Origin of the sequence: Herminiimonas sp. NPDC097707 (genome assembly GCF_044761395.1) — a bacterium.
GTDB lineage: Bacteria > Pseudomonadota > Gammaproteobacteria > Burkholderiales > Burkholderiaceae_D > Oxalicibacterium.
Map to the genome: position 1 here is coordinate 2,244,268 of NZ_JBIWCI010000001.1, position 22,607 is coordinate 2,266,874.

Annotated in this window: 35 protein-coding genes; 2 read left to right on the forward strand and 33 right to left on the reverse strand. The window is 51.2% G+C overall.

Features of this window, described 5'->3' with window-relative positions; genetic code table 11:
* Positions 1-70: 70 nt before the first annotated feature.
* Positions 71-2,194 carry a cytochrome c biogenesis protein ResB gene (locus tag ACIQW9_RS10855; protein ID WP_402336552.1) on the reverse strand — a complete coding sequence of 708 codons (2,124 nt, stop codon included), beginning with the start codon at positions 2,192-2,194 and terminating at the stop codon, positions 71-73.
* Positions 2,195-2,339: 145 nt separating this feature from the next.
* Positions 2,340-2,996 (reverse strand): c-type cytochrome, encoded by a 657-nt coding sequence (locus ACIQW9_RS10860; RefSeq protein ID WP_402336555.1) that lies wholly within the window; start codon positions 2,994-2,996, stop codon positions 2,340-2,342.
* Positions 2,997-3,156: 160 nt separating this feature from the next.
* Here ACIQW9_RS10860 and yihA point away from each other — a divergent pair, with 160 nt between their 5' ends.
* Positions 3,157-3,876, forward strand: a complete 720-nt coding sequence (gene yihA / locus ACIQW9_RS10865; protein WP_402336557.1) for a ribosome biogenesis GTP-binding protein YihA/YsxC — start codon at positions 3,157-3,159, stop codon at positions 3,874-3,876.
* Between the two features lie 195 nt (positions 3,877-4,071).
* Positions 4,072-5,085 carry a porphobilinogen synthase gene (gene hemB / locus ACIQW9_RS10870; RefSeq protein ID WP_402336559.1) on the forward strand — a complete coding sequence of 338 codons (1,014 nt, stop codon included), beginning with the start codon at positions 4,072-4,074 and terminating at the stop codon, positions 5,083-5,085.
* A gap of 99 nt (positions 5,086-5,184) precedes the next feature.
* Here the strand turns inward: hemB and ACIQW9_RS10875 are convergent, their stop codons facing one another.
* The 31 genes from ACIQW9_RS10875 to rplC all read right to left on the reverse strand — a co-directional run bounded on the left by ACIQW9_RS10875 (position 5,185) and on the right by rplC (position 22,467).
* Complete coding sequence (locus ACIQW9_RS10875) at positions 5,185-5,823, reverse strand: peroxiredoxin (RefSeq protein WP_402338004.1); 639 nt, start codon at positions 5,821-5,823, stop codon at positions 5,185-5,187.
* A gap of 133 nt (positions 5,824-5,956) precedes the next feature.
* Positions 5,957-7,717, reverse strand: a complete 1,761-nt coding sequence (gene dsbD / locus ACIQW9_RS10880; RefSeq protein WP_402338007.1) for a protein-disulfide reductase DsbD — start codon at positions 7,715-7,717, stop codon at positions 5,957-5,959.
* An 82-nt stretch (positions 7,718-7,799) separates the two neighbouring features.
* A complete protein-coding gene (gene cutA, locus ACIQW9_RS10885) occupies positions 7,800-8,141 on the reverse strand; it encodes a divalent-cation tolerance protein CutA (RefSeq protein WP_402336562.1) in 342 nt (113 codons plus the stop codon).
* Positions 8,142-8,365: 224 nt separating this feature from the next.
* On the reverse strand, positions 8,366-8,761 hold the full coding sequence (rplQ, locus tag ACIQW9_RS10890) for a 50S ribosomal protein L17 (RefSeq protein ID WP_011872504.1): 396 nt from the start codon (positions 8,759-8,761) through the stop codon (positions 8,366-8,368).
* Between the two features lie 147 nt (positions 8,762-8,908).
* Complete coding sequence (locus tag ACIQW9_RS10895) at positions 8,909-9,886, reverse strand: DNA-directed RNA polymerase subunit alpha (protein WP_402336565.1); 978 nt, start codon at positions 9,884-9,886, stop codon at positions 8,909-8,911.
* Between the two features lie 94 nt (positions 9,887-9,980).
* Entirely contained in the window at positions 9,981-10,604 is a 624-nt protein-coding gene (rpsD, locus tag ACIQW9_RS10900) for a 30S ribosomal protein S4 (protein WP_011872506.1), read from the reverse strand.
* A gap of 175 nt (positions 10,605-10,779) precedes the next feature.
* Positions 10,780-11,184, reverse strand: coding sequence for a 30S ribosomal protein S11 (gene rpsK / locus ACIQW9_RS10905; protein ID WP_011872507.1), 405 nt, complete (start codon positions 11,182-11,184; stop codon positions 10,780-10,782).
* A gap of 43 nt (positions 11,185-11,227) precedes the next feature.
* Positions 11,228-11,593: a 30S ribosomal protein S13 gene (rpsM, locus tag ACIQW9_RS10910; protein ID WP_353152226.1), complete on the reverse strand. Its 366-nt coding sequence runs from the start codon at positions 11,591-11,593 to the stop codon at positions 11,228-11,230.
* 28 nt (positions 11,594-11,621) lie between these two features.
* Positions 11,622-11,735 (reverse strand): 50S ribosomal protein L36, encoded by a 114-nt coding sequence (gene rpmJ / locus ACIQW9_RS10915; protein WP_012081231.1) that lies wholly within the window; start codon positions 11,733-11,735, stop codon positions 11,622-11,624.
* A gap of 39 nt (positions 11,736-11,774) precedes the next feature.
* Positions 11,775-11,993, reverse strand: coding sequence for a translation initiation factor IF-1 (gene infA / locus ACIQW9_RS10920; RefSeq protein ID WP_005663428.1), 219 nt, complete (start codon positions 11,991-11,993; stop codon positions 11,775-11,777).
* 20 nt (positions 11,994-12,013) lie between these two features.
* Complete coding sequence (gene secY, locus ACIQW9_RS10925; protein ID WP_011872509.1) at positions 12,014-13,345, reverse strand: preprotein translocase subunit SecY; 1,332 nt, start codon at positions 13,343-13,345, stop codon at positions 12,014-12,016.
* 25 nt (positions 13,346-13,370) lie between these two features.
* The gene (gene rplO, locus ACIQW9_RS10930) at positions 13,371-13,802 is read right to left on the reverse strand and encodes a 50S ribosomal protein L15 (protein WP_011872510.1); all 432 of its coding nucleotides are present in this window, start codon (positions 13,800-13,802) and stop codon (positions 13,371-13,373) included.
* A gap of 26 nt (positions 13,803-13,828) precedes the next feature.
* A complete protein-coding gene (rpmD, locus tag ACIQW9_RS10935) occupies positions 13,829-14,008 on the reverse strand; it encodes a 50S ribosomal protein L30 (RefSeq protein ID WP_011872511.1) in 180 nt (59 codons plus the stop codon).
* 10 nt (positions 14,009-14,018) lie between these two features.
* Positions 14,019-14,537, reverse strand: a complete 519-nt coding sequence (gene rpsE, locus ACIQW9_RS10940; RefSeq protein ID WP_011872512.1) for a 30S ribosomal protein S5 — start codon at positions 14,535-14,537, stop codon at positions 14,019-14,021.
* A 12-nt stretch (positions 14,538-14,549) separates the two neighbouring features.
* Positions 14,550-14,912 carry a 50S ribosomal protein L18 gene (gene rplR / locus ACIQW9_RS10945; RefSeq protein ID WP_011872513.1) on the reverse strand — a complete coding sequence of 121 codons (363 nt, stop codon included), beginning with the start codon at positions 14,910-14,912 and terminating at the stop codon, positions 14,550-14,552.
* A gap of 9 nt (positions 14,913-14,921) precedes the next feature.
* The gene (gene rplF / locus ACIQW9_RS10950) at positions 14,922-15,455 is read right to left on the reverse strand and encodes a 50S ribosomal protein L6 (protein ID WP_402336572.1); all 534 of its coding nucleotides are present in this window, start codon (positions 15,453-15,455) and stop codon (positions 14,922-14,924) included.
* 10 nt (positions 15,456-15,465) lie between these two features.
* Positions 15,466-15,861 carry a 30S ribosomal protein S8 gene (rpsH, locus tag ACIQW9_RS10955; protein ID WP_402336575.1) on the reverse strand — a complete coding sequence of 132 codons (396 nt, stop codon included), beginning with the start codon at positions 15,859-15,861 and terminating at the stop codon, positions 15,466-15,468.
* 14 nt (positions 15,862-15,875) lie between these two features.
* The gene (rpsN, locus tag ACIQW9_RS10960) at positions 15,876-16,181 is read right to left on the reverse strand and encodes a 30S ribosomal protein S14 (RefSeq protein ID WP_112990606.1); all 306 of its coding nucleotides are present in this window, start codon (positions 16,179-16,181) and stop codon (positions 15,876-15,878) included.
* Positions 16,182-16,188: 7 nt separating this feature from the next.
* Positions 16,189-16,728 carry a 50S ribosomal protein L5 gene (gene rplE, locus ACIQW9_RS10965; protein WP_011872517.1) on the reverse strand — a complete coding sequence of 180 codons (540 nt, stop codon included), beginning with the start codon at positions 16,726-16,728 and terminating at the stop codon, positions 16,189-16,191.
* A gap of 6 nt (positions 16,729-16,734) precedes the next feature.
* Positions 16,735-17,049 carry a 50S ribosomal protein L24 gene (gene rplX, locus ACIQW9_RS10970; RefSeq protein WP_011872518.1) on the reverse strand — a complete coding sequence of 105 codons (315 nt, stop codon included), beginning with the start codon at positions 17,047-17,049 and terminating at the stop codon, positions 16,735-16,737.
* Between the two features lie 9 nt (positions 17,050-17,058).
* Entirely contained in the window at positions 17,059-17,427 is a 369-nt protein-coding gene (rplN, locus tag ACIQW9_RS10975) for a 50S ribosomal protein L14 (RefSeq protein ID WP_011872519.1), read from the reverse strand.
* A gap of 228 nt (positions 17,428-17,655) precedes the next feature.
* Positions 17,656-17,928 carry a 30S ribosomal protein S17 gene (gene rpsQ / locus ACIQW9_RS10980; RefSeq protein ID WP_011872520.1) on the reverse strand — a complete coding sequence of 91 codons (273 nt, stop codon included), beginning with the start codon at positions 17,926-17,928 and terminating at the stop codon, positions 17,656-17,658.
* The gene (rpmC, locus tag ACIQW9_RS10985; RefSeq protein WP_011872521.1) at positions 17,928-18,119 is read right to left on the reverse strand and encodes a 50S ribosomal protein L29; all 192 of its coding nucleotides are present in this window, start codon (positions 18,117-18,119) and stop codon (positions 17,928-17,930) included. Before rpmC ends, rpsQ begins: the two co-directional genes overlap by 1 nt.
* Before the next feature lie 11 nt (positions 18,120-18,130).
* Complete coding sequence (gene rplP / locus ACIQW9_RS10990; RefSeq protein WP_011872522.1) at positions 18,131-18,550, reverse strand: 50S ribosomal protein L16; 420 nt, start codon at positions 18,548-18,550, stop codon at positions 18,131-18,133.
* A 2-nt stretch (positions 18,551-18,552) separates the two neighbouring features.
* Positions 18,553-19,404 (reverse strand): 30S ribosomal protein S3, encoded by an 852-nt coding sequence (gene rpsC / locus ACIQW9_RS10995; RefSeq protein ID WP_011872523.1) that lies wholly within the window; start codon positions 19,402-19,404, stop codon positions 18,553-18,555.
* A 9-nt stretch (positions 19,405-19,413) separates the two neighbouring features.
* Positions 19,414-19,746 (reverse strand): 50S ribosomal protein L22, encoded by a 333-nt coding sequence (gene rplV / locus ACIQW9_RS11000; protein WP_304780203.1) that lies wholly within the window; start codon positions 19,744-19,746, stop codon positions 19,414-19,416.
* Positions 19,743-20,018, reverse strand: coding sequence for a 30S ribosomal protein S19 (rpsS, locus tag ACIQW9_RS11005; protein WP_008113170.1), 276 nt, complete (start codon positions 20,016-20,018; stop codon positions 19,743-19,745). The genes rplV and rpsS overlap by 4 nt, the downstream gene beginning before the upstream one ends.
* Before the next feature lie 9 nt (positions 20,019-20,027).
* A complete protein-coding gene (rplB, locus tag ACIQW9_RS11010; RefSeq protein ID WP_402336582.1) occupies positions 20,028-20,855 on the reverse strand; it encodes a 50S ribosomal protein L2 in 828 nt (275 codons plus the stop codon).
* Positions 20,855-21,172, reverse strand: a complete 318-nt coding sequence (gene rplW, locus ACIQW9_RS11015; RefSeq protein ID WP_011872526.1) for a 50S ribosomal protein L23 — start codon at positions 21,170-21,172, stop codon at positions 20,855-20,857. The genes rplB and rplW overlap by 1 nt, the downstream gene beginning before the upstream one ends.
* Positions 21,169-21,789, reverse strand: coding sequence for a 50S ribosomal protein L4 (gene rplD / locus ACIQW9_RS11020; protein ID WP_011872527.1), 621 nt, complete (start codon positions 21,787-21,789; stop codon positions 21,169-21,171). Before rplD ends, rplW begins: the two co-directional genes overlap by 4 nt.
* A 3-nt stretch (positions 21,790-21,792) precedes the next feature.
* A complete protein-coding gene (rplC, locus tag ACIQW9_RS11025) occupies positions 21,793-22,467 on the reverse strand; it encodes a 50S ribosomal protein L3 (RefSeq protein WP_402336585.1) in 675 nt (224 codons plus the stop codon).
* Positions 22,468-22,607 lie beyond the last annotated feature (140 nt).

The following is a 22,607-nucleotide window of genomic DNA, read 5'->3' on the forward strand; positions in this document are numbered from 1 at the left end:
AAAGTACGGCTTTATTTCTTGTGCGTACACGCAGGCAAGAAAAGGGTTTCAGTATAAATGAGTCCGCTTGTTAGCGTTGCTCCGGTCCCGCTTGCTGCAATTGCCGCTTCAGCTCTTCAACTTCTTTCTCGAAATCCAGCGTCTTGCGCTGCGAACTCACAGCCATCAATGCCCGCGCACTACCGTCGTCTTCCGACTTGATCCAGATCCAGAGTCGGCGCTCACGGATATAAAACATCGAGAACACGCCTATGACCAGCAGAAGACAGCCGAAATAAACGATGTTTTTCCCCGGCGAACGGGTTATCTGCAGCACCGATGCCTTGACTTCATCAAAGCCCTGCAACTGCAGATAGACCGGGGAGCCATAAAAGAATGCATCGGAAAATGCATTCGCCGCCTGCTGCAAGAACCGGCCATGTTTTTCATCCGGCTCTACCGCTTTCAAACCATCTTTTTCACGTGCGACCTGCCACAAATCCCACAGGCTGCCGTTCAGTATTTTCATGAAAATCTCTGCCGCCTGCTCCTGATCTTGCGGTGCAACTTTTTCGAGGAACCTGGAAACCGCAACATAGCCGGCCTCATCCTCATCGCCGCCAAAAATCGTCAAGCCTTTCAGCGACGACGCCTGCAATTGTCCACGCAATACCGCAGCATCTGTACGCGTCGCCGGCAACGCGCGTTTTGCATAGCGCTGGGCCGCCAGCAGACGCAATTCCGGATTCAAAATCGCAGCGCGCAAGCGCATCCACTCATCCACCGTATCATTATCGTCAGCCGGAATCCGCAGGAAGCGGAAAGGCTCGGCCGGCGATTCCCGCATGCCGGCAAGGAAAACATAGGCACCATCGATCAGCATGGGCTGCATGTAATTGTTGTATTCGCGCGCCTGCCCATTCTTGTCGCGCAATTTATATTGCACGCTCGGGCCGACGTTTTTCAGATCCTTGCTGTTGGCATTCTTGGCAGCCGAGCCCAGGTGCTTGTCAAGGCTGGACGACATGAACCCCTTGACCGGATTGACGGCGCGCAGATCCTGTCCGTTCTGTGCCATGTTCTCGACGTTGAAGGCGCGGAAACCCGTCCATTCAACCGTGTAATCCCCGCCCTTGCCGGTACCCAGTGCAGATGTATTACCGACCTCACCTTGCATGGGAAACGCGACATGTCCGGCTCCCCGCATCGGATAAGCGGCCAGCTTCAGTCTGCTGCCACCGTCCTCAAAGCTCGATTGATACATTGCCACGCCGCGATAAATCAACGGCTCGTTGACCTTGATCGTGGCCGGAAACACTTTTCCATTTTCGTGATCGGTAACAACCACCTCGCTGGCAAACAATTTCGGCATGCCGGTCGAGTAATAATCGATGATGAATTTTGTCAGTTGTACCGTGAAGGGCAAATCCTGAATCAGCACGCCATCCTGCTGCGGAATAATGGCCGTACTGCTGCTGCTGCCCTCCGGAATCAGCATATTGCCCCGGAAGGTCGGATTGCCCAATCCGAGTCGATGCTGCTCAGGAATTTGTGCAATGACGCCGCTGCCGGAAAACGGTGTTTTATCGAAAATGACTTTTTGTATGCGTATCGGCAATTCTGAATCCAGCAAGCCGCCGATACAAATGATGACGATGGAACTATGCGCGAAAATATAACCCCATTTGTTGGCGGCGCCCTGCTTGGCCGCGATCAGCGTGGCACTTTCTTTTTCAACGACCTTGGCTTTGTAGCCGTGGGCGGCGATCCGAGCGAGAGTTTGCGTCGTTAATTCGGCACGTGTAAGCCTGGTTTGCCACTCAGCCTTGTGATGAAAATTGCGCAGCGATTGCTCGCGCACGTTTTCGCGCCAGCTGCGCATGTCCTTCAACATCTTCGGCGTATTGCGGATCAGGCACAATGAGGTTGAGACCACCAGAAACGCCATGATCAGCAAAAACCACCATGTCGAATACAGCGCATACAGATTGAACTTGGCGAATACCTCAAACCAGAACGGGCCAAACTGATTCACGTAATTCGTCATCGGCTCGTTTTGCTTGAGCACCGTACCAATAATCGACGCAATCGAAATCAATGTCAGCAAGCTGATGGCAAAACGCATGGAAGACAGCAGCTCCACCATATCCGCCAGCCAGCGACGACTGGTTTTCAATTCCCATCCGCCCGTACTTGTTTCTGTATCACTTGTCATTCATTTATCCTAAAACCACATCCGCAACAGCAATCCGTTGCCGTCCAGGCAAGATGCAGGATGATTTCCCCTGCACTACCGCTCAAAAAGAAAAGGGCAGCCCTTGGCCGCCCCTTCGTTCATACTCTGGCAATTATTTTTATAATTATTTCAAACCAGCAACGTAGTCAGCAACCGCTTTGATTTCTTCATCCGACATGCGTTTAACGATCTTGCTCATCTGATCGTTTTTACGCGCGCCGGTACGGAAGGCGATCAACTGGGTTTCTGTATAAGTTTGATGCTGACCAGCCAGGCGTGGAAACTGTGCAGGCAGACCGGCGCCGTTTGCACTGTGGCAAGCGGCACAGGCAGGAACGCTTTTCTCGGCAATACCGCCGCGGAAAATGTGTTTGCCGAGCTCAACCGTATCCTTGTTTCTGGCCGCGCCTGGAGTCGGCTTTGACTTCTCCAAGTAGGCGTTCAGGTTGCGGATGTCTTCTTCCGTCATGCCCTTGGCAATCGGCCCCATGATCGCATTGTTGCGTGCGCCACTTTTGAAATCGAGCAATTGCTTGTGGATATACGCGCCGTGCTGACCGGACAGTTTCGGATTCTCCGCAATGGAAGAATTGCCGGCAGCGCCATGACACGCGATACAGGCAATGACGTTACGTGACGCATCGCCAGTGTTGTACAGTGCTTCGCCCTTGGCCGGATCTGCTTTGACGGCTTTCTTCTCTTCGGAAGCATGGGCAATGGAAGCAAGCGTCAAAAACGCGACGAACAAGGATTTTACGATTGGTAAACAAACACGATTCATTCAAACACCCTGAGACTTAAATTGAAATCTGCCTTATTGGCGACGTTTTTTACTGCAACCGAGTACGAGTTGGTCACTGTAGCCCAACAATGCGTAACCCCTTATTGTACAATAGCTTTCCGGCATTTTTGCCACCTCTTACGCATTTTCTGCTCATCCTATGTCCTTACTTTGGCAAGCCCGCTTCTTCACCACGGTGAATCATCTCCGTGACTTGCCAAATACGCAAGTCCCTGAAATCGCCTTTGCCGGCCGCTCGAACGCAGGCAAATCCACCGCAATCAATATCTTATCCAACCAGAAAAAGCTGTGCTTTGCGTCCAAAACACCAGGCCGTACGCAGCATATCAATTACTTCTCGATCGGCGGCGCACATGTCGGCCAGCATCGCAAGGATGAAACCAAGGTCGAGGAAATTCGAGCCATGCTGGTCGATTTGCCCGGTTATGGCTATGCGGAAGTCTCCGGCTCCGCCAAACATCACTGGCAGGCACTGCTGGGCGACTATGTACAGCGCCGTGAACAACTCGCCGCATTAGTGCTGATTGTCGACTCGCGTCGCCCTTTTACCGATCTCGATATCCAAATGCTGGAATGGTTTGCACCAACCGGCAAGCCGATACACTGCATCCTGACGAAAGCGGACAAACTGAATCGCAACGAATCCACGAATGCACTGCGTACGGCCAACACCCTGCTGGCAAGTTACGTGGATGAATACGGCCAACCGTTTCCGTTCACCGCCCAATTGTTTTCCGCTCTCAAACGGACCGGCATTGACGAAGCCAACGACAAGATTCTGGAATTGCTGGGATTGAACGATGAAGTGAGTGAGGAATCACATAGCAAAACGGCAGGCGACACCGAAAAAGCTGAATAAGAAGATAAAAAAAAGCCCTGAAGAAAGGGGAGTATCTTCAGGGCAAGAACGCCATATCGCATAGTACGACCTGGCCCCGCTCAGGGAGGAGAAGCGGGAGATGCAAAGCATCTGCTACTAGGACGAGCATGCGATCAAAAAGTTTCATTTATTTTGATCGCTTTTTTAACCCTACTCATCTTGCTGAAGACCGCCATGTCCAAATTTTTATCTAATGCACAATTTCCTGCAGTACGGATGCGTCGCATGCGCAAGGATGCATTCTCGCGCGCAATGATGCGTGAAAACGTATTAACGCCAGCCGACCTGATTTATCCAGTCTTTATCACCGAAGGTAAAAACCAGAGCGAAAAAATCTCCTCCATGCCTGGAGTAGAACGCTTATCTGTCGATTTGCTGCTCAGCGTCGCCGAAGAATGCGTCAGCTTGCATATTCCGGTGCTGGCACTCTTCCCTGTCATCAATGCCTCGCTGAAAACGCCAGATGGTATCGAAGCCTGCAATCCGGATGGACTGGTGCCGCGCGCAGTACGCGAACTGAAAAAACGTTTCCCGGAACTCGGCATTCTGACCGACATCGCACTCGATCCCTACACCAGCCACGGCCAGGATGGCGTGCTGGATGCAAACGGTTACGTGCTCAATGATGAAACCTGCTCCATTCTTACCAAACAGGCATTGACCCATGCCGAAGCTGGCGTGGACATCGTCGCCCCATCCGACATGATGGATGGCCGCATAGGCGCGATTCGCAATGCGCTGGAAGCACATCACCATATCTACACGCGCATCATGGCGTATTCGGCTAAATACGCGTCGGCATTTTACGGCCCGTTCCGTGATGCCGTCGGCTCCTCAGCCACTCTGGGGAAAAGCAACAAGGCAACCTACCAGATGGATCCGGCCAACAGCGATGAGGCCTTGCGGGAAGTTGCGCTCGACCTTGCCGAAGGCGCCGACATGGTCATGGTCAAACCGGGCATGCCGTATCTGGATATCGTGCGTCGCGTCAAGGATGAGTTCAAGGTGCCTACCTTTGCCTATCAAGTCAGCGGCGAGTACGCGATGATCAAGGCTGCCGCGCAACAAGGCTGGCTCGATCATGACAAAACCATGATGGAAGCCATGATTGCCTTCAAACGTGCCGGTGCCGACGGCGTGCTGACCTACTTTGCACGCGATATTGCACGACGCCTGAAACTGGGCTGATCGTCCACCACGTAAAAATCCGGCAAGGGATATCTGATATCCATCGCACCAATAAAAAAGCGTCCGCAAGCGGACGCTTTTTTATTTACCGCTATCGCCTTATTTATTCGGCTGCGGCGTCACGCGCAGATACGGACGTTCTGCCTTGTAGCCTTTGGGGAATTTCTGCTTGATGACTGCCTCATCCTGTATCGACAAAGGAATGATCACATCATCACCATCACGCCAATTGCCCGGCGTGGCGACGGTATAGTTATCGGTTAATTGCAAAGCATCGATCGCACGCAAAATCTCATCAAAGTTACGACCTACACTCATAGGATAAGTCAGCGTCAAACGGATTTTCTTTTGTGGATCGATGATGAACACCGAGCGCACGGTCGCCGTTGCAGATTGATTCGGATGGATCATGTCATACAAGGTCGAAACGGATTTGTCCGCATCCGCAACGATAGGAAAACCGACTACCGTTTTTTGTGTGGCCTCGATATCCTTGATCCACGCCAGATGCTGGTCAGCCGGATCGACCGACAAGGCAATTGCCTTCACATTACGTTTGTCGAATTGCGGTTTCAATTTGGCTGTCAAGCCGAGTTCCGTCGTGCACACAGGCGTGAAATCGGCAGGATGTGAAAACAGGACGACCCACGAATCACCGGCCCATTCATGAAATTTGATTTTTCCGATTGAACTATCCTGCTCGAAATCGGGAGCGATATCACCCAAGCGTAACGTCATCATTTTCTCCTTTGTTTTGCATTACAAGAGTCTAACTATATCTGCGTCAGACAGTTTTCCCAACAACAAATATCAACTATACAAATAACGGGAAGCTATGATCATAGCCCAATGCATGCCGCTACCGCATCTATTAAAACTGTTTGATGAGCGCCAGCGATTGCGTGAACTTGTCGGCTTTTTGAAAACCGATGACACGACCACCGGAAATTTCCTGGCCGTTCTTATCAAAGAAAATAATCGCTGGCGGGCCGAATAAATTGAACCGCCGCAACAATTCCTTATCGTATGCATTATTCGCCGTCACGTCGACTTGCAGCAAGACCATGTCGGCGAACTGAGCATGTACGCGCGGTTCGATAAAGGTAAATTTTTCCATTTCTATACATGAGACGCACCAGTCGGCATAGAAATCCAGCATCACATTTTTACCACCAGCCTGTGCGATAGCGGCATCCAGCTCAGCGCTTGTTTTCACACGCACGAAGTCTGTTTTGTGTACGCCATTCGCGCTCAAATGCGCCAACGGCGCCCATACATCACGGCCACCGGTGCTCACGCCCACCAATTGCATCGCGCCCAGAATTGCAAACGCCAGCCCCAGCGCTTTGGCAAACCAGCTGCCTTTTGTACCCCACAATAAATATGCGCCATAGGCAATCCCAAGCGCTGCTGCTGCCAGCATTTGCGCGACAGCAGGGATGACCGGCGAAACCATCCAGAGGGCAAGTGCCAGCATCAACACGCCGAAGAAGCGCTTGATGCCATTCATCCATGCACCGGTCCGCGGCAGCAGGGTTCCTGCAGAAGCACCAACCAGCAACAAGGGCACACTCATGCCGATCGCCATCGCAAACAATGCACTGCCGCCTATGACGAGATCCCGTGTCTGACTGATATAGAGCAAAGCGCCTGCCAGTGGCGCAGCCACACATGGACCAACGATCAAGGCCGACAGCGCGCCCATGACAAATACGCCGACCAGCTTGCCCGCGCTCTGCCGCTCTGAAGCACGCGTCAATCTGTGCTGCACGAAGGCCGGCATCTGCAAGTGATACACATCAAACATCGATAGTGCCAGGCCCACCATCAAGATAGCAAAGCCACCCAGGACCCAGGGGTTCTGCAGCGCAGCAGACAATCCTTCGCCTACCCATCCGGCCGCGAGACCCAGGCAGGTATACACCAAAGCCATCCCCAACGAATACACGACGGCCAGCAACAAGCCGCGACTGCGTTTGGTCTGCGCTCCTTCGCCGATAATAATGCTGGAGAGAATTGGTACCATGGGCAGCACGCAAGGCGTGAACGCAAGGCCCAGACCCAGCAGTAAAAACAGCGGCAATATCGCCAGCAGCTCCCCGCTTTGCAGTGCACGCTCTATGCGCCCCGTTTCCGTATCAAGCACAACGTTTTTTGTCGCATCATCGCTAGTGGAAAGTATCTTCAGACCTTGATCCGGCGTCCCGCTTTTCGCTCCATCGCCTTGTGCAAACAAGTTTGCCTGCGAATCCATAGGGGAATAGCACAGGCCTTTATCCGAACATCCCTGGCTGCTGGCCGTCAGTGTAAAGCGCCCCGATGCCTGGACTGGAATACGTATCGTCACACTCTTGCGATAGGTTTCCACATCCTTTTGAAATGTCTGATCGAATTCGACTTTTCCGGCAGGAATGACTGCCTCGCCCAAATCAGCGTCGCTGGCCTTGAATGCAAAACGTTCGCGATACATATAGTAGCCATCGGCGATGGCATAAGTGACTGCTATCGTTTTCACATCGACCATGCGGGCCGAAAATTGAAACGCTACTTCAGGCGCGAGGAAATCTTCATCGGCATGCGCCAGCAAGGGCAAGGTGCACAGCAAGGCCAGCAAAGCAAAAACACGGGACATAGCAGCCATTTTTTTAAATCCGCATCCAGCTTGCAGCAGATAATGCGTACGATGCGAGATCTGTAATATCAACGGCCATTTCTTAAACATTCCTATCCTTATTTGTTTCCTGCGCAATCCAGTAAAAGTAAGCGTGCAATCCATCGACGATAGGAATCGCAATGCTCTCCGGCACAGCATACGGATGTATCGCCTTGATCGCCGCCTCTAGCGCCGCGTAATGCGCCGGGATCGTCTTGATTTGCAGCGTTGCTTCATATGTTTCTTCCAGCGCACCCTGCCAATGATAGAGAGAGCGTACCGCCGGCAGGATATTCACGCATGCCGCCAGACGCGCCTCAAGCAGCGCGCGCGCCAGACGCTCTGCCACATCTGCATCGGGCACATTCGTCAATACCAGCAAGGCTTGAGGAGAGAGGGGCATGAAGAAGTTGAAATCCTTTGAGTATAGCGAATGGATTTGATTCAATAGAATGTGACTAAATAGCGTGTGATTCAGTCGCCATGGATAAAGAGCGAAGCAAACGCTCTTTATCACCGCCTCTATCTTGCCATAAACATGTTTTTCTTGAAGTCGCGCGGAAAAAACAAAAGCCAGGCATCGCCTGGCTTTTATCGTTTGTGCAACCGCATACTGCGGCCGCTGGCTTATTCGCCGCTGTTGTCTTCTACAGCTTCGGTTGTTTCCGGACGATCGAGCAATTCAATGAACGCCATTGGTGCATTGTCGCCTGCACGGAAACCCATTTTCAGGATGCGCAGGTAGCCGCCGTTACGATTTGCGTAGCGTGGGCCCAATTCAGCGAACAGTTTGACAACCATTTCACGATCGCGCAGACGGTTGAATGCGAGACGCTTGTTAGCCAGGCTGTCGGTTTTGCCGAGGGTCAGGATCGGTTCGATCACACGACGCAGCTCTTTAGCTTTTGGCAATGTGGTTTTGATTGCTTCGTGACGCAGCAGCGAAACAGTCATGTTGCGCAACATTGCAAGACGGTGGGAAGAAGTACGATTTAATTTACGAAGACCGTGACGATGACGCATGGTAATTCCTTTCAGTTTTTGAGTTTAAATCCAGTTCTTCTATCGGCATTGCAGCTAGCAATATCGCGGACCGGTATCTATAATTTTTACGACGGTGGATTCTACTACAAATTCATCGGGACAGAGTTGCCTCTGCCCCGACAAAAATTACTTCTCCAAACCAGCTGGCGGCCAGTTTTCGAGTTTCATGCCCAGTGTCAAACCACGGGATGCCAGTACTTCCTTGATTTCATTCAGGGATTTACGGCCGAGGTTAGGCGTTTTGAGCAGTTCGTTTTCGCTACGCTGGATCAAATCACCAATGTAGTAAATATTTTCTGCTTTGAGGCAGTTAGCCGAACGCACTGTGAGCTCCAGATCATCGACTGGACGCAACAGGATAGGATCAACTGCTGGTGCACGGGAAGGTGCATCTGCAGGTGCTTCTGTGCCTTCCAGCGCAGCAAACACGTTCAACTGATCTACCAGGACACGCGCCGATTGACGAATCGCTTCTTCAGGCGTGATCACACCGTTGGTTTCGATATTGATAACCAGCTTGTCCAGATCGGTACGTTGTTCAACACGAGCCGATTCCACCGAGTACGAAACACGACGCACTGGCGAGAACGATGCATCCAGAATAATGCGGCCGATTGTTTTGTTGGTGTCTTCCGACAAACGACGAACGTTACCTGGCACATAGCCACGGCCTTTTTCGACTTTGATCTGCATGTCGAGTTTGCCGCCGGCGGTCAGGTGAGCAATCACGTGATCCGGATTAACCAGTTCTACATCGTGTGGCAATTCGATATCGGATGCGAGAACAGCGCCTTCGCCTTCCTTTTTCAGGATCAGTGTGACGTCGTCGCGGTTGTGCAGCTTGAACACAACGCCCTTCAGATTCAACAGCAGATCCACGACGTCTTCCTGCACGCCGTCGAGCGAAGAATATTCGTGCACGACGCCAGCGATCGTGACTTCTGTCGGCGCGTAACCAACCATCGAAGACAACAGGACGCGACGCAGGGCGTTACCCAAGGTGTGGCCGTAACCGCGTTCAAACGGCTCCATGACGACTTTGGCGTGACCTGCACCGAGTACTTCGACTTCGATAATACGTGGCTTCAACAAACTGTTTTGCATGAAATGTCCTTTTCAATACCCTCGGCTCATTACACCGATAAGGCTGATGGCATTAAGAGAAAAGCCCACCAGAAGGTGGGCCGGGGATTCAGTATTAACGGGAATACAATTCGACGATCAGCGATTCGTTGACGTCTGCGGCGATTTCGCTGCGATCTGGAACGGACTTGAAGGTACCTTCCATTTTTTTCGAATCAACCGCTACCCATGAAGGCATACCGATTTGTTCAGCCAGCGACAGTGCTTCAACGATACGCACTTGCTTTTTCGATTTTTCACGAACAGCAACGATGTCGCCTGGTTTGACTTGGTAGGAAGCGATGTTGACAACGATACCGTTGACGGTGAACGCCTTGTGCGAGACCAATTGACGGCCTTCAGCACGAGTCGAACCGAAGCCCATACGGTAAACGACGTTGTCGAGACGCGTTTCGAGCAATTTCAACAATGTTTCACCGGTGTTGCCTTTACGGCGATCAGCTTCAGCGAAGTAGCGACGGAACTGACGTTCCAGAATGCCGTACATACGTTTTACTTTTTGCTTCTCACGCAATTGATTGCCGTAGTCAGAGGTACGAGCACCGGAAGTGCGACCATGTTGACCAGGTTTCGAATCAAGTTTGCATTTCGAGTCCAGCGAACGACGTGCGCTTTTCAGGAAAAGGTCGGTACCTTCACGACGGGAGAGTTTTGCTTTAGGTCCAATATAACGTGCCACGAGAATTTCCTTTAAATGTATGACGCCCCGAATGAATTTCCGAAATCAAATTCAAATTCATTGAGCGCTAGTCTGACCAATCTGCAATCAGACGGTGGGCTTACTTAAGAACAAAACCCGCCAAGGTCATTGGCGGGTAAATTACGGTACAACAAACTACCGTTGCAACGAATACTTAGATACGACGACGCTTTGGTGGGCGGCAACCGTTGTGCGGCACTGGTGTGACGTCTTGAATCTGGGTAATTTTGATACCGAGATTGTTCAACGCACGCACCGATGACTCACGGCCTGGGCCTGGGCCCTTGATGCGCACTTCCAGATTCTTGATGCCACATTCGATCGCGACCTTACCAGCCGCTTCAGCTGCAACCTGCGCTGCAAACGGGGTCGATTTACGCGAACCCTTGAAGCCCGCACCGCCAGAGGTTGCCCATGACAGCGCATTGCCTTGACGATCGGTGATCGTGATGATGGTGTTGTTGAAAGACGCGTGGATGTGCGCGATGCCTTCAGCAACGTTCTTTTTAACTTTTTTACGCACACGTGCTGCTGCGGCGTTATTAGGTGCTTTTGCCATAATTCTTTCCTTGAATCCGACGACTAGTCAAACTGCGCTTGGATTATTTTTTCAGCGATTGTGCTGCTTTACGCGGACCCTTGCGAGTACGAGCATTTGTACGTGTACGTTGACCACGGCAAGGCAAGCCTTTGCGGTGACGCATACCACGATAGCAACCCAAGTCCATCAGGCGCTTGATGTTCATCGAAATTTCACGACGCAGATCGCCTTCAACGATGAATTTTGCTATCTCATCGCGCAGCTTTTCCAGTTCGCTATCGTCCAGATCTTTGACCTTTTTAGTGGTCAGAACACCAGTTGTGTCGCAAATTTTTTGCGCACGTGGGCGGCCAATACCATAAATAGCGGTCAGACCGATTACGGTATGTTGATGATTGGGTACGTTTACCCCTGCGATACGTGCCATTCGTTATTCCTCAATCAATAACGTTAAATTAACCTTGGCGCTGCTTATGACGCGGTTCGATGCAAATTACTCGAACGACGCCCTTGCGCTTGATGATCTTACAGTTGCGGCAGATCCGCTTGACTGATGCGAGCACTTTCATTTTTGCCCTCTTCCTTACAGTTCTTGATTCGTTTTAAAGTTACTTAGTACGGAACACGATTCGTGCCCTGCTTAGATCATAAGGTGTCAATTCTACCGTCACCTTGTCACCAGGCAGAATGCGAATATAGTTCATGCGCATTTTCCCTGAAATATGACCCAGCACTACGTGCCCATTTTCCAACTTGACTCGAAATGTTGCGTTTGGGAGATTTTCAAGAATCTCCCCCTGCATTTGGATTACGTCGTCTTTTGCCATTCGTTTCGATTTCCTCGCGCTTAACGCGTCGGAATTCCGCCCTTGAAATTCGCCTTGCGGAGTAACGACTCATACTGTTGGGACATCACGTAGTTTTGCACTTGCGCCATGAAATCCATCGTTACCACTACAATAATCAGAAGCGATGTTCCACCAAAGTAGAACGGAACCTTCCAACGAGCAATCAGGAACTCAGGTAACAAACAAACCAGCGTAATGTAGACCGCGCCAGCTAACGTCAACCGAGTCAAAATCTTGTCAATGTAACGAGCGGTTTGATCGCCAGGACGAATACCTGGAACAAACGCACCACTCTTCTTCAAATTATCTGCTGTCTCTTTGCTGTTGAATACCAGTGCGGTATAGAAAAAGCAGAAGAAAACAATCGCAGCAGCATACAACAGCGCATGTATCGGTTCACCCGGCGCCATCGATGCAGCCAAATCTTTCAGGAAACGAACAAACGGACTGGTCGTTTCACCTGATGTAAACCAACTCGTAATCGTCGCCGGAAACAGAATGATCGACGAAGCGAAAATTGGAGGAATCACACCAGCCATATTCAGCTTCAGTGGCAAATGACTGCTTTGACCACCATAAATCTTGTTGCCAACCTGACGCTTGGCATAGTTCACCAGAATCTTGCGCTGACCGCGTTCAATGAACACAACCAGATAGGTAACCGCTGCGACCACCAGACAGATCAGAATCGCCGACAGCGCATTCATCGAACCGGTGCGAACCAATTCAAACAAACCAGCAACTGCACTAGGCAAACCTGCGGCGATACCGGCAAAGATAATGATAGAGATGCCGTTACCCAAGCCACGCTCGGTAATCTGCTCACCCAACCACATCAGGAACATCGTGCCTGTTACCAGCGTAATGACTGTTGTCAGACGGAACGCCATGCCTGGATCAATCACCAGATTGGCTTGCGATTCCAGTGCAACAGCAATTCCCAAGCCCTGGAAAGTCGCCAGCAACAACGTACCGTAGCGCGTGTACTGCGTAATTTTCCGACGGCCGGATTCGCCTTCTTTTTTCAACGCTTCCATCTGCGGCGACACCACCGACATCAGCTGCATGATGATCGATGCAGAAATGTACGGCATGATGCCGAGCGCAAATACCGTAAAGCGGGACAACGCGCCACCGGAGAACATGTTAAACATGCCCAGGATACCGCCTTGATTTTGCTTGAACAACTGCGCCAACTCATCCGGATTAATCCCCGGAACAGGAATGTGCGCACCAATGCGGAATACGATCAACGCACCGAGCAAGAACCATAGGCGATTCCATGGAAAACCATTGGATGCACCCTTAGCAAGCTGAGGAGTAGTTGCCACTATTTACTCCGTTATCAGACTAAACTTAAGCAACCGAACCACCAGCGGCTTCGATCGCTGCTTTTGCGCCTTTTGTCGCGATCAAGCCTTTGAGTGTCACTTTTTTAGTGAGCTCACCGGACAGGATCACGCGAACGACACGTGCCAGTTCACCGATAACGCCAGCTTGTTTCAAAGCCAGGATATCGATTTCCGTTACTGGCAATGCTTCCAGATCGGACAAGCGAACTTCTGCTTTGTATGGCGTTGCCAGCGATTTGAAACCACGCTTAGGCAAACGACGTTGCAAAGGCATTTGACCGCCTTCGAAACCGACTTTATGGAAACCGCCTGAACGGGATTTTTGACCTTTGTGACCACGGCCGGCTGTCTTGCCCAGACCGGAGCCGATACCGCGACCGACGCGACGCTTGTAGTGCTTGGCGCCGTCTGCTGGTTGAATAGTATTCAATTCCATGATGTTCTCCGTGTGCAAGCCGAAGCTTACGACACCACTTTCACAAGGTACGATACTTTATTAATCATGCCGCGAACTGCCGGCGTATCTTCCAACTCGGAAACCGAATTGATACCGCGCAAGCCAAGGCCGCGAACGGTAGCGCGATGTGTTTCGCGTGTGCCGATCAGGCCCTTGACCAATTTAACTTTGACTGTATTTGCCATAGTGCTCACCTTAGCCCAGAATTTCTTCGACAGATTTGCCGCGCTTGGCTGCAATTTCCGAAGGGGTATTCATTTTTGCCAAGCCTTCCAGCGTCGCACGAACCATGTTGTAAGGGTTGGTCGAACCAGTGGATTTCGCCACCACGTTCGTCACGCCCATTACTTCAAAAATTGCGCGCATTGGACCGCCGGCAATCACACCGGTACCTTCTTTAGCTGGCAGCATCAAAACTGATGACGCGCCGTGCTTGCCGGTAACCGTATGTTGCAAAGTACCGTTTTTCAACGTAACTTTGATCATTTTGCGGCGTGCTTCTTCCATTGCTTTTTGTACGGCTACTGGCACTTCTTTCGACTTGCCTTTACCCATACCGATGCGGCCATCGCCATCACCAACGACTGCGAGTGCTGCGAAACCCATGATACGACCACCCTTGACCACTTTGGTCACACGGTTGACCGCGATCATTTTTTCGCGCATGCCGTCGTCCGGCTTCTCGCTTTGCATTTTCGATTGCATTTTTGCCATGACGATTCTTCCTTAGAACTTCAGACCAGCTTCACGCGCAGCTTCAGCAACTGCTTTAACGCGGCCGTGGTAACGGAAACCGGAGCGATCGAACGCAACTTCGGCGATTCCTGCTTTCAGTGCTTTTTCTGCAACGCGCTTGCCCACCAGTGCAGCAGCGGCAACGTTGCCACCCGCACCTGATTGACCAGCCAACTCTTTGCGCACTTCAGCTTCAGCGGTCGAAGCAGAAGCCAATATTTTGGCATCCGGTCCGATGATGCTCGCGTAGATGTGCAAGTTGGTGCGATGCACTGCCAGGCGGATAACCTTCAACTCGGCGATCTTGGCCCGAGTTTGACGTCCGCGGCGCAGACGTGATTGTTTCTTATCCATCGTCAACCCTTACTTCTTCTTGGTTTCTTTAATCACAACCACTTCGTCCGAATAACGAACGCCCTTGCCTTTATATGGCTCAGGTGGACGGTAAGCACGGACTTCAGCAGCCACCTGACCGACGCTTTGGCGATCGATGCCTTTAATCAGGATCTCGGTCTGGGTCGGCGTTTCAACTTTGATACCAGCTGGCATCGCGTGAACGACCGGATGCGAGAAGCCCAAGGAAAGATTTAACTTATCGCCTTGTGCTGCGGCACGGAAACCAACCCCAACCAGCATCAATTTCTTTTCAAAGCCTTTGGTTACGCCATTGACCATATTATTGACCAAAGCGCGCAAAGTACCCGACATCGCATTTGCTTCGCGGCTATCGTTAGCTGGCTTGAAATTCAGCGTACCACTGGCGTTCTCGATTTGTACCAGGCCATTCAATGCCTGGGACAAGGAGCCCAACGGGCCTTTAACTGTGATTTGCGCTGCAGTAATGGTCGCTTCCGCGCCACTAGGCAGTGCAATCGGCATTTTACCTACACGAGACATATTGCACTCCTTAGGCGACGTAGCAAATAACTTCGCCACCGACACCGGTTGCGCGCGCTTTGCGGTCAGTCATGACACCTTTTGGTGTCGACACAATCGCCACACCCAAACCGTTCATAACGTTTGGAATGTCATCTTTGCCTTTGTAGACGCGCAGCCCTGGACGGGAAACACGCTCCAAACGCTCGATAACTGGACGACCGGCGTAATATTTCAAACCGATTTTCAGTTCTGCTTTACCAGCAGCGTCTGTCACGGCGTAATCTTCAATGTAACCCTCGTCCTTGAGGACGTTGGCGATGGCAATTTTGACTTTCGACGACGGCATTGCCACCGACGTTTTTTGCACAACTTGCGCATTGCGGATACGGGTCAGCATATCGGCGATAGGATCGCTCATACTCATTGCTTATTCTCCTATTACCAGCTGGCTTTAGTCATACCGGGAATTTCGCCACGCATGGCGCATTCACGGAGCTTAATACGGCCCAGACCGAACTTACGGAAAGTGCCACGCGGGCGACCAGTCAAAGCGCAACGGTTACGTTGACGAGTAGGAGCCGAGTTACGTGGCAACGCCTGCAATTTCAGGCGCGCTTCGTAGCGCTCTTCTTCCGACTTCGATTGGTCATCAATGATTGCCTTCAACTCAGCGCGTTTGCCGGCGTATTTCTTTACCAGGTCTGCACGCTTTTGTTCACGGTTAATCAGTGCCAGTTTTGCCATGGCAACCTCAGTTTCTGAACGGAAATTTAAATGCGGCGAGAAGCGCTTTTGCTTCATCGTCGGTCTTTGCAGTTGTCGTGATACTGATATTCATACCACGCAATGCATCAATTTTGTCGTATTCAATTTCGGGGAAAATGATCTGCTCTTTCACACCGATATTGTAGTTACCACGACCATCGAATGCCTTACCCGAAATACCACGGAAATCGCGCACACGCGGCAACGCAACCGTAATAAAGCGATCAAGGAATTCGTACATCTGAGCGCCACGCAAAGTCACCATACAACCGATTGGATAGCCTTCACGGATTTTGAAACCCGCAATCGCTTTACGCGCCTTGGTCACAACCGGTTTTTGACCTGCAATCTTGGTCAAGTCGCCAACTGCGTGCTCGATGATCTTTTTGTCCGCAATCGCTTCCGACAAACCCATGTTCAGGGTGATCTTCAGGATACGCGGAACTTCCATTGCCGATTTGTACGCAAATTTTGCGGTCAAATCGCCAACGACTTTTTCTTTATAGAATTCTTGGAGACGGGCCATGATCTCTTAAACCTTCACTGCTTCGCCGCTTGACTTATAAACGCGGACTTTTTTACCGTCCACATCTTTAAAGCCAGCACGATCTGCCTTGCCGGTTGCTGCATTGAACAACGCAACATTCGACACATGAATTGGCATCAACTTATCGACGATGCCGCCAGTTGCACCTGTCATCGGGTTAGGCTTGGTCGCTTTTTTAGCAACGTTCACACCCTCAACAACCAGGTAATTAGCGTCAACGCGACGTTGAACAACGCCACGCTTACCCTTGTCTTTGCCAGTCAGCACAATGACTTCGTCGCTTTTACGAATCTTATCCATCACGACTCCTTACAGAACTTCAGGCGCGAGAGAAACGATCTTCATGAAGCGCTCAGTGCGCAGTTCACGTGTAACCGGTCCAAAAATACGCGTACCAATTGGCTCCAGCTTTGCATTAAGCAAAACTGCTGCATTGCTGTCGAACTTGACGAGGGAGCCATCTTGACGACGAACACCTTTGGCAGTACGCACAACAACTGCGTTATAAATTTCGCCCTTTTTCACGCGACCACGTGGCGCAGCAACCTTGACGGTGACCTTAATCACATCGCCAATGCCTGCGTAACGGCGCTTTGAACCGCCGAGCACCTTGATGCACATCACTTCGCGAGCACCCGTGTTGTCGGCTACTTCGAGCCGGCTTTCAGTTTGAATCATAGTGTTTTCTTTCCCAACTTAACCCGCTTTGCACACAACGCACATTGCGGTCAGTCTTGGTCTCGGCAGCCCGCCGAAAGCAGACTGATGAGGTGGACGATTTTAAAACTTCGATTAGTACCGTTACTTCCCGGCACCAAAACTTTTACTGCCTTTTTGCAATTCAAAACATTGCAAGAACGAAGCCCGCTATTATTACATCAAAATAGCGGGCCCGCAACAACTAATTCAAACTATTTGTGCAGCTTGTACAACGCGTGTCACGGTCCAGGCTTTGGTCTTGGAGATCGGACGACCTTCTTGAATCTCGACCGTATCGCCAGCTTTTGCCTGGTTGCCCTCATTGTGCGCATGATACTTGTTCGAACGCATAATGATTTTGCCGTACAAAGGATGCTTGACGTGACGCTCGATCAGCACGGTTACGGTCTTGTCCATCTTGTCAGACACAACTTTGCCAATCAACGTACGCTTAAGCGCTTGTTTTACTTGATCGTTCATTATTTGGCGTCCTTCTGATTCATGACCGTTTTCACACGTGCTATGTCGCGACGTACTTTTTTCAGCTGCGACGTATTGTTCAGCTGTTGTGTTGCAATCTGCATACGCAGACCGAACTGCGCTTTCAGCAGATCGTTCAGTTCTTTGGTCAAAGCCGCTTGGTCTTTGCCTTGGAGTTCAGATGCTTTCATGTTCGCCCCTATCATTGGCCGACTTGACGAACGACGAACGTGGTCAACAGCGGCAGCTTAGCTGCAGCCAACCGGAACGCTTCGCGCGCCAGAGCCTCGTCCACACCATCCATCTCGTACAACATTTTGCCTGGCTGAATTTCAGCCACGTAGTATTCCGGATTACCCTTGCCGTTACCCATACGGACTTCAGCAGGCTTGTTCGAAATTGGCTTGTCCGGAAAAATACGAATCCAGATACGGCCACCACGTTTGATGTGACGCGTCATTGCACGACGCGCCGCTTCAATTTGACGCGCTGTGATACGACCGCGACCAATTGCCTTCAAACCGAATTCACCAAACGATACGGCAGTGCCGCGCGAGTGGGAAATACCGGTGTTACGGCCTTTTTGCTCTTTACGATATTTTCTGCGTGCTGGTTGCAGCATGATTATTCTCCTGCTTTCTCAGCCGGAACAGCACCGTCAACAGCGGCATCCGGCTTTTTAGCGCGAACACGTTTGGCAGCCGGCGCGGCGCCTGGTGCAGCTGCAGCACCTGGTTGGCCTTCTGGGCGTGCAGTACGTGGACGGCTGCTTGGTTTGCCATCGTCACGGCGTGGGCCACGACGTTTGGTGTCATCTTCTTTGGTCAGATCGACTGGCGGTTCGCCGCTAGGCAAACGATCACCTTTGTAAACCCAAACCTTGATACCGATGATGCCGTAGGTGGTTTCAGCTTCGCCAAAACCGTAATCGATCTCTGCGCGCAGCGTGTGGAGTGGCACGCGACCTTCGCGATACCATTCTTTACGTGCGATCTCGATACCGTTCAAACGGCCGGACGACATGATCTTGATACCTTGTGCGCCGAGGCGCATGGCGTTTTGCATCGCGCGCTTCATTGCACGACGGAACATGATGCGCTTTTCCAATTGCTGTGCAATCGAATCAGCGATCAGTTGTGCATCGGTTTCAGGCTTGCGAATTTCTTCGATATTCACATGAACCGGCACGCCCATCATTTTGGTCAGCGCGGATTTCAATACTTCGATGTCTTCGCCTTTTTTACCGATCACGACACCAGGGCGCGAACTGTAAATTGTAATGCGAGCATTTTTTGCCGGACGCTCAATGATGACGCGGCCAACCGAAGCGTTCTTCAGTTTGGTCTTCAGGTATGCGCGAACCTTGAGATCTTCGTTCAGCATGGTGGCAAAGTTGCTATTGCCAGCATACCAACGCGATGCCCAATTGCGCGTAACCGAAAGACGGAAACCGGTTGGATGTATCTTCTGTCCCATCGTGACTCCTTAGTTACCGACAGTCACGTAAATGTGACAGGATTGTTTAGAGATACGATCACCCCGGCCTTTAGCGCGTGCTGTGAAGCGCTTCAGGATCGGGCCCTTTTCAACGTAGATCGTTTTCACGAACAATTCGTCGATGTCAGCACCGTCATTGTGCTCGGCGTTCGCAATTGCGGACTCCAACACACGCTTGATGATAGCCGCGCCTTTTTTAGGGCTGAACTGCAGCAGGTTCAGAGCAGCGTCAACTTTCTTGCCACGGATTTGATCCGCAACCAGACGACCTTTCTGATCCGACAGGCGCACGCCTTTGAGGATAGCTTTAGTTTCCATTATTTCTTAGCCTTCTTGTCAGCAGCGTGACCCTTGAACGTACGGGTCAGCGCGAATTCGCCAAGTTTATGACCAACCATGTTTTCCGAAACATACACCGGGACGTGTTGCTTGCCGTTATGCACAGCAATTGTCAGACCGATGAAATCCGGCATGATGGTCGAACGGCGGGACCATGTTTTGATTGGCTTTTTGTCTTTGATCGCTTGCGCGGTTTCGACTTTTTTCACCAGGTGGGCGTCGCAAAACGGCCCTTTTTTCAATGAACGTGTCATGTCTTATCCTTATTTCTTGCCGCGGCGCGAGACGATCATAGAAGTCGTGCGCTTGTTGCGACGCGTCTTCTTGCCTTTAGTCTGCTGACCCCATGGCGATACCGGATGACGACCTGCTGCCGTTTTTCCTTCACCACCACCGTGTGGGTGATCGACCGGGTTCATGACCACACCGCGAACGGTAGGACGAACACCACGCCAACGCATCGCACCTGCTTTACCGATTTTACGCAAGCTGTGTTCGGCATTGCCGACTTCACCCACAGTTGCACGGCATTCGATGTGTACACGACGCACTTCACCGGAACGCAAGCGAACTTGAGCGTACACGCCTTCACGCGCCATCAATACCACGCCAGCGCCAGCCGTACGCGCCATTTGCGCGCCCTTGCCTGGCAACATTTCAACGCAATGCATGATGGTACCGACTGGAATATTGCGAATTGGCAAACAGTTACCCGATTTGATCGGCGCTTCCGAACCATTCATCAATTGATCGCCAACCGACATACCCTTGGTTGCAATAATGTACTGACGCTCACCGTCCGCATACAACACCAGTGCGATGTTCGCCGTACGGTTTGGATCGTATTCGATACGTTCCACTTTCGCAGGGATACCATCTTTGGTGCGTTTGAAGTCGATTACGCGATAGTGCTGCTTGTGACCACCACCGATATGACGGGTAGTGATGTGACCGTTGTTGTTACGGCCGGCAGTTTTCGATTTCTTTTCGATCAAGCCTGCGAATGGACGGCCTTTGTACAGGTCGGCATTGACGACCTTGACCATGCCACGACGACCAGGCGAGGTCGGTTTGACTTTAACGAGTGCCATTATTTAGCCTCCTCGGTGAAGTTGATTTCTTGACCAGGCTTCAGGCATACAAACGCACGACGTGTGTGGTTGCGACGACCATTGAAGCGGCCCGAACGTTTTTGCTTACCTTGACGATTGGCAACCTGAACAGATTCAACTTGAACCTTGAACAGCAACTCAACCGCAGCTTTGATTTCCAGCTTGGTAGCGTCCGGCATCACGAGGAAAACGACTTGCTCGTTTTTCTCGGCAACAAAAGTTGCCTTCTCGGAAATGACTGGCGCCAGCAACACTTTCATCAAGCGTTCTTCGCTGTGTTTGATAACTGCGCTCATGCCAGCATCTCCTCAATCTTGGCCAATGCCAATTTCGTGATCAGGATCTTCTTGTAGAAGACCAGCGAAACTGGATCAGCATGACGTGGCTCGCAAATCAGCACATTAGGCAAATTGCGCGATGCCAACAACAGGTTTTCATCCAGGCTGTCAGTAATGACGAGCACGGAATCCAGACCCATACCTTTCAATTTTTGCGACAAGAGTTTCGTCTTAGGCGCATCAACCGACAGGCTTTCGATTACGGAGAGACGACCTTCACGAGCCAACTGCGAGAGGATCGAGCAGAGACCTGCGCGATACATCTTTTTGTTAACTTTGTGCGAGAAGTTTTCATCAGGCGAGTTCGGGAAAATCCGACCGCCGCCGCGCCACAAAGGCGAAGACGACATACCAGCACGAGCGCGGCCCGTACCTTTTTGACGCCAAGGCTTTTTGGTTGTGTGATGAACTTCTTCACGATCTTTTTGCTTGCGATTACCGCTACGTGCGTTGGCTTGATAGGCAACGACGACTTGGTGAATCAGCGCTTCGTTGTAATCGCGGCCAAAAATGGTATCTGGCGCAGCAACGTTCGAAGACGATTGACCTTGGTCATTCAGGAGCTTGAGTTCCATGAATTAAGCCCCCTTCTTTGCTTTGACTTTAACAGCCGGCGAAACAATCACCTGACCATTTTTTGCGCCTGGCACTGCACCCTTAACCAACAACAGTTGGCGATCAGCATCAATACGAGCGATCTCAAGGTTTTGCATAGTGCGAGCCACATCACCCAGATGACCAGTCATGCGCTTACCAGGAAAAACACGACCTGGATCTTGCGCCATACCGATGGAGCCTGGAACGTTATGCGAACGCGAGTTACCGTGCGTTGCGCGACCGGAAGCGAAGTGATGACGCTTGATGGTGCCGGCATAGCCTTTACCAATGGTCACGCCCTGCACGTCCACTTTTTGGCCGACTTCGAACAAGCTAGCAGCGATAATATCGCCGACTTTCAGTTCGGAAGCAGCAGTAGCAGCAACACGGAATTCTTTGAGGACAGTGCCAGCTTCAACACCTGCTTTGGCGTGATGCCCAGCAGAAGCCTTATTGACACGGGAAGCACGACGGCTGCCGAAAGCGACCTGAACAGCCGAATAACCATCGACGTCAGGCGTTTTGATTTGCGTCACACGATTGTTAGATACGTCCAACACGGTCACAGGAATCGAATCCCCGTCATCCGTGAAGATGCGCATCATACCAACCTTGCGACCAAGCAGGCCTTGGCCTTTATCTTGGTTTTGGTTCATTTTTTCTCCATTCCCACCTACGATTGGGTGGGGCTGATATATAAAAACTACTTAACACTACGAAATGCGACAAGGATTCCAAATGGGAATCCTCAGCGAAGCCCGAGATTATAACTGGTGAACAGCGCTTCCACAACATT

Coding starts and splice junctions, on each gene's coding strand:
- rplW (WP_011872526.1), bottom strand. CDS start 21,172: ATGAGCGCAGTTATCAAACACAGCGAAGAACGCTTGATGAAAGTGTTG.
- rpmC (WP_011872521.1), bottom strand. CDS start 18,119: ATGAAAGCATCTGAACTCCAAGGCAAAGACCAAGCGGCTTTGACCAAA.
- rplX (WP_011872518.1), bottom strand. CDS start 17,049: ATGGATAAGATTCGTAAAAGCGACGAAGTCATTGTGCTGACTGGCAAA.
- ACIQW9_RS10855 (WP_402336552.1), bottom strand. CDS start 2,194: ATGACAAGTGATACAGAAACAAGTACGGGCGGATGGGAATTGAAAACC.
- rpsC (WP_011872523.1), bottom strand. CDS start 19,404: ATGGGACAGAAGATACATCCAACCGGTTTCCGTCTTTCGGTTACGCGC.
- rplD (WP_011872527.1), bottom strand. CDS start 21,789: ATGGAACTCAAGCTCCTGAATGACCAAGGTCAATCGTCTTCGAACGTT.
- rpmJ (WP_012081231.1), bottom strand. CDS start 11,735: ATGAAAGTGCTCGCATCAGTCAAGCGGATCTGCCGCAACTGTAAGATC.
- rplR (WP_011872513.1), bottom strand. CDS start 14,912: ATGGATAAGAAACAATCACGTCTGCGCCGCGGACGTCAAACTCGGGCC.
- rpsM (WP_353152226.1), bottom strand. CDS start 11,593: ATGGCACGTATCGCAGGGGTAAACGTACCCAATCATCAACATACCGTA.
- rplP (WP_011872522.1), bottom strand. CDS start 18,550: ATGCTGCAACCAGCACGCAGAAAATATCGTAAAGAGCAAAAAGGCCGT.
- rpsN (WP_112990606.1), bottom strand. CDS start 16,181: ATGGCAAAACTGGCACTGATTAACCGTGAACAAAAGCGTGCAGACCTG.
- ACIQW9_RS10875 (WP_402338004.1), bottom strand. CDS start 5,823: ATGACGTTACGCTTGGGTGATATCGCTCCCGATTTCGAGCAGGATAGT.
- rplC (WP_402336585.1), bottom strand. CDS start 22,467: ATGAACCAAAACCAAGATAAAGGCCAAGGCCTGCTTGGTCGCAAGGTT.
- rplF (WP_402336572.1), bottom strand. CDS start 15,455: ATGTCTCGTGTAGGTAAAATGCCGATTGCACTGCCTAGTGGCGCGGAA.
- yihA (WP_402336557.1), top strand. CDS start 3,157: ATGTCCTTACTTTGGCAAGCCCGCTTCTTCACCACGGTGAATCATCTC.
- cutA (WP_402336562.1), bottom strand. CDS start 8,141: ATGCCCCTCTCTCCTCAAGCCTTGCTGGTATTGACGAATGTGCCCGAT.
- hemB (WP_402336559.1), top strand. CDS start 4,072: ATGTCCAAATTTTTATCTAATGCACAATTTCCTGCAGTACGGATGCGT.
- ACIQW9_RS10860 (WP_402336555.1), bottom strand. CDS start 2,996: ATGAATCGTGTTTGTTTACCAATCGTAAAATCCTTGTTCGTCGCGTTT.
- rplN (WP_011872519.1), bottom strand. CDS start 17,427: ATGATTCAAACTGAAAGCCGGCTCGAAGTAGCCGACAACACGGGTGCT.
- rplO (WP_011872510.1), bottom strand. CDS start 13,802: ATGGAATTGAATACTATTCAACCAGCAGACGGCGCCAAGCACTACAAG.
- ACIQW9_RS10895 (WP_402336565.1), bottom strand. CDS start 9,886: ATGCAAAACAGTTTGTTGAAGCCACGTATTATCGAAGTCGAAGTACTC.
- dsbD (WP_402338007.1), bottom strand. CDS start 7,717: ATGTCCCGTGTTTTTGCTTTGCTGGCCTTGCTGTGCACCTTGCCCTTG.
- rplB (WP_402336582.1), bottom strand. CDS start 20,855: ATGGCACTCGTTAAAGTCAAACCGACCTCGCCTGGTCGTCGTGGCATG.
- rpsQ (WP_011872520.1), bottom strand. CDS start 17,928: ATGAACGATCAAGTAAAACAAGCGCTTAAGCGTACGTTGATTGGCAAA.
- infA (WP_005663428.1), bottom strand. CDS start 11,993: ATGGCAAAAGACGACGTAATCCAAATGCAGGGGGAGATTCTTGAAAAT.
- rpsH (WP_402336575.1), bottom strand. CDS start 15,861: ATGAGTATGAGCGATCCTATCGCCGATATGCTGACCCGTATCCGCAAT.
- rpsS (WP_008113170.1), bottom strand. CDS start 20,018: ATGACACGTTCATTGAAAAAAGGGCCGTTTTGCGACGCCCACCTGGTG.
- rpmD (WP_011872511.1), bottom strand. CDS start 14,008: ATGGCAAATACAGTCAAAGTTAAATTGGTCAAGGGCCTGATCGGCACA.
- rpsE (WP_011872512.1), bottom strand. CDS start 14,537: ATGGCAAAAATGCAATCGAAAATGCAAAGCGAGAAGCCGGACGACGGC.
- rplQ (WP_011872504.1), bottom strand. CDS start 8,761: ATGCGTCATCGTCACGGTCTTCGTAAATTAAATCGTACTTCTTCCCAC.
- rplE (WP_011872517.1), bottom strand. CDS start 16,728: ATGGCCCGTCTCCAAGAATTCTATAAAGAAAAAGTCGTTGGCGATTTG.
- rpsK (WP_011872507.1), bottom strand. CDS start 11,184: ATGGCAAAAGCACCTAATAACGCCGCAGCAGCACGTGTGCGTAAAAAA.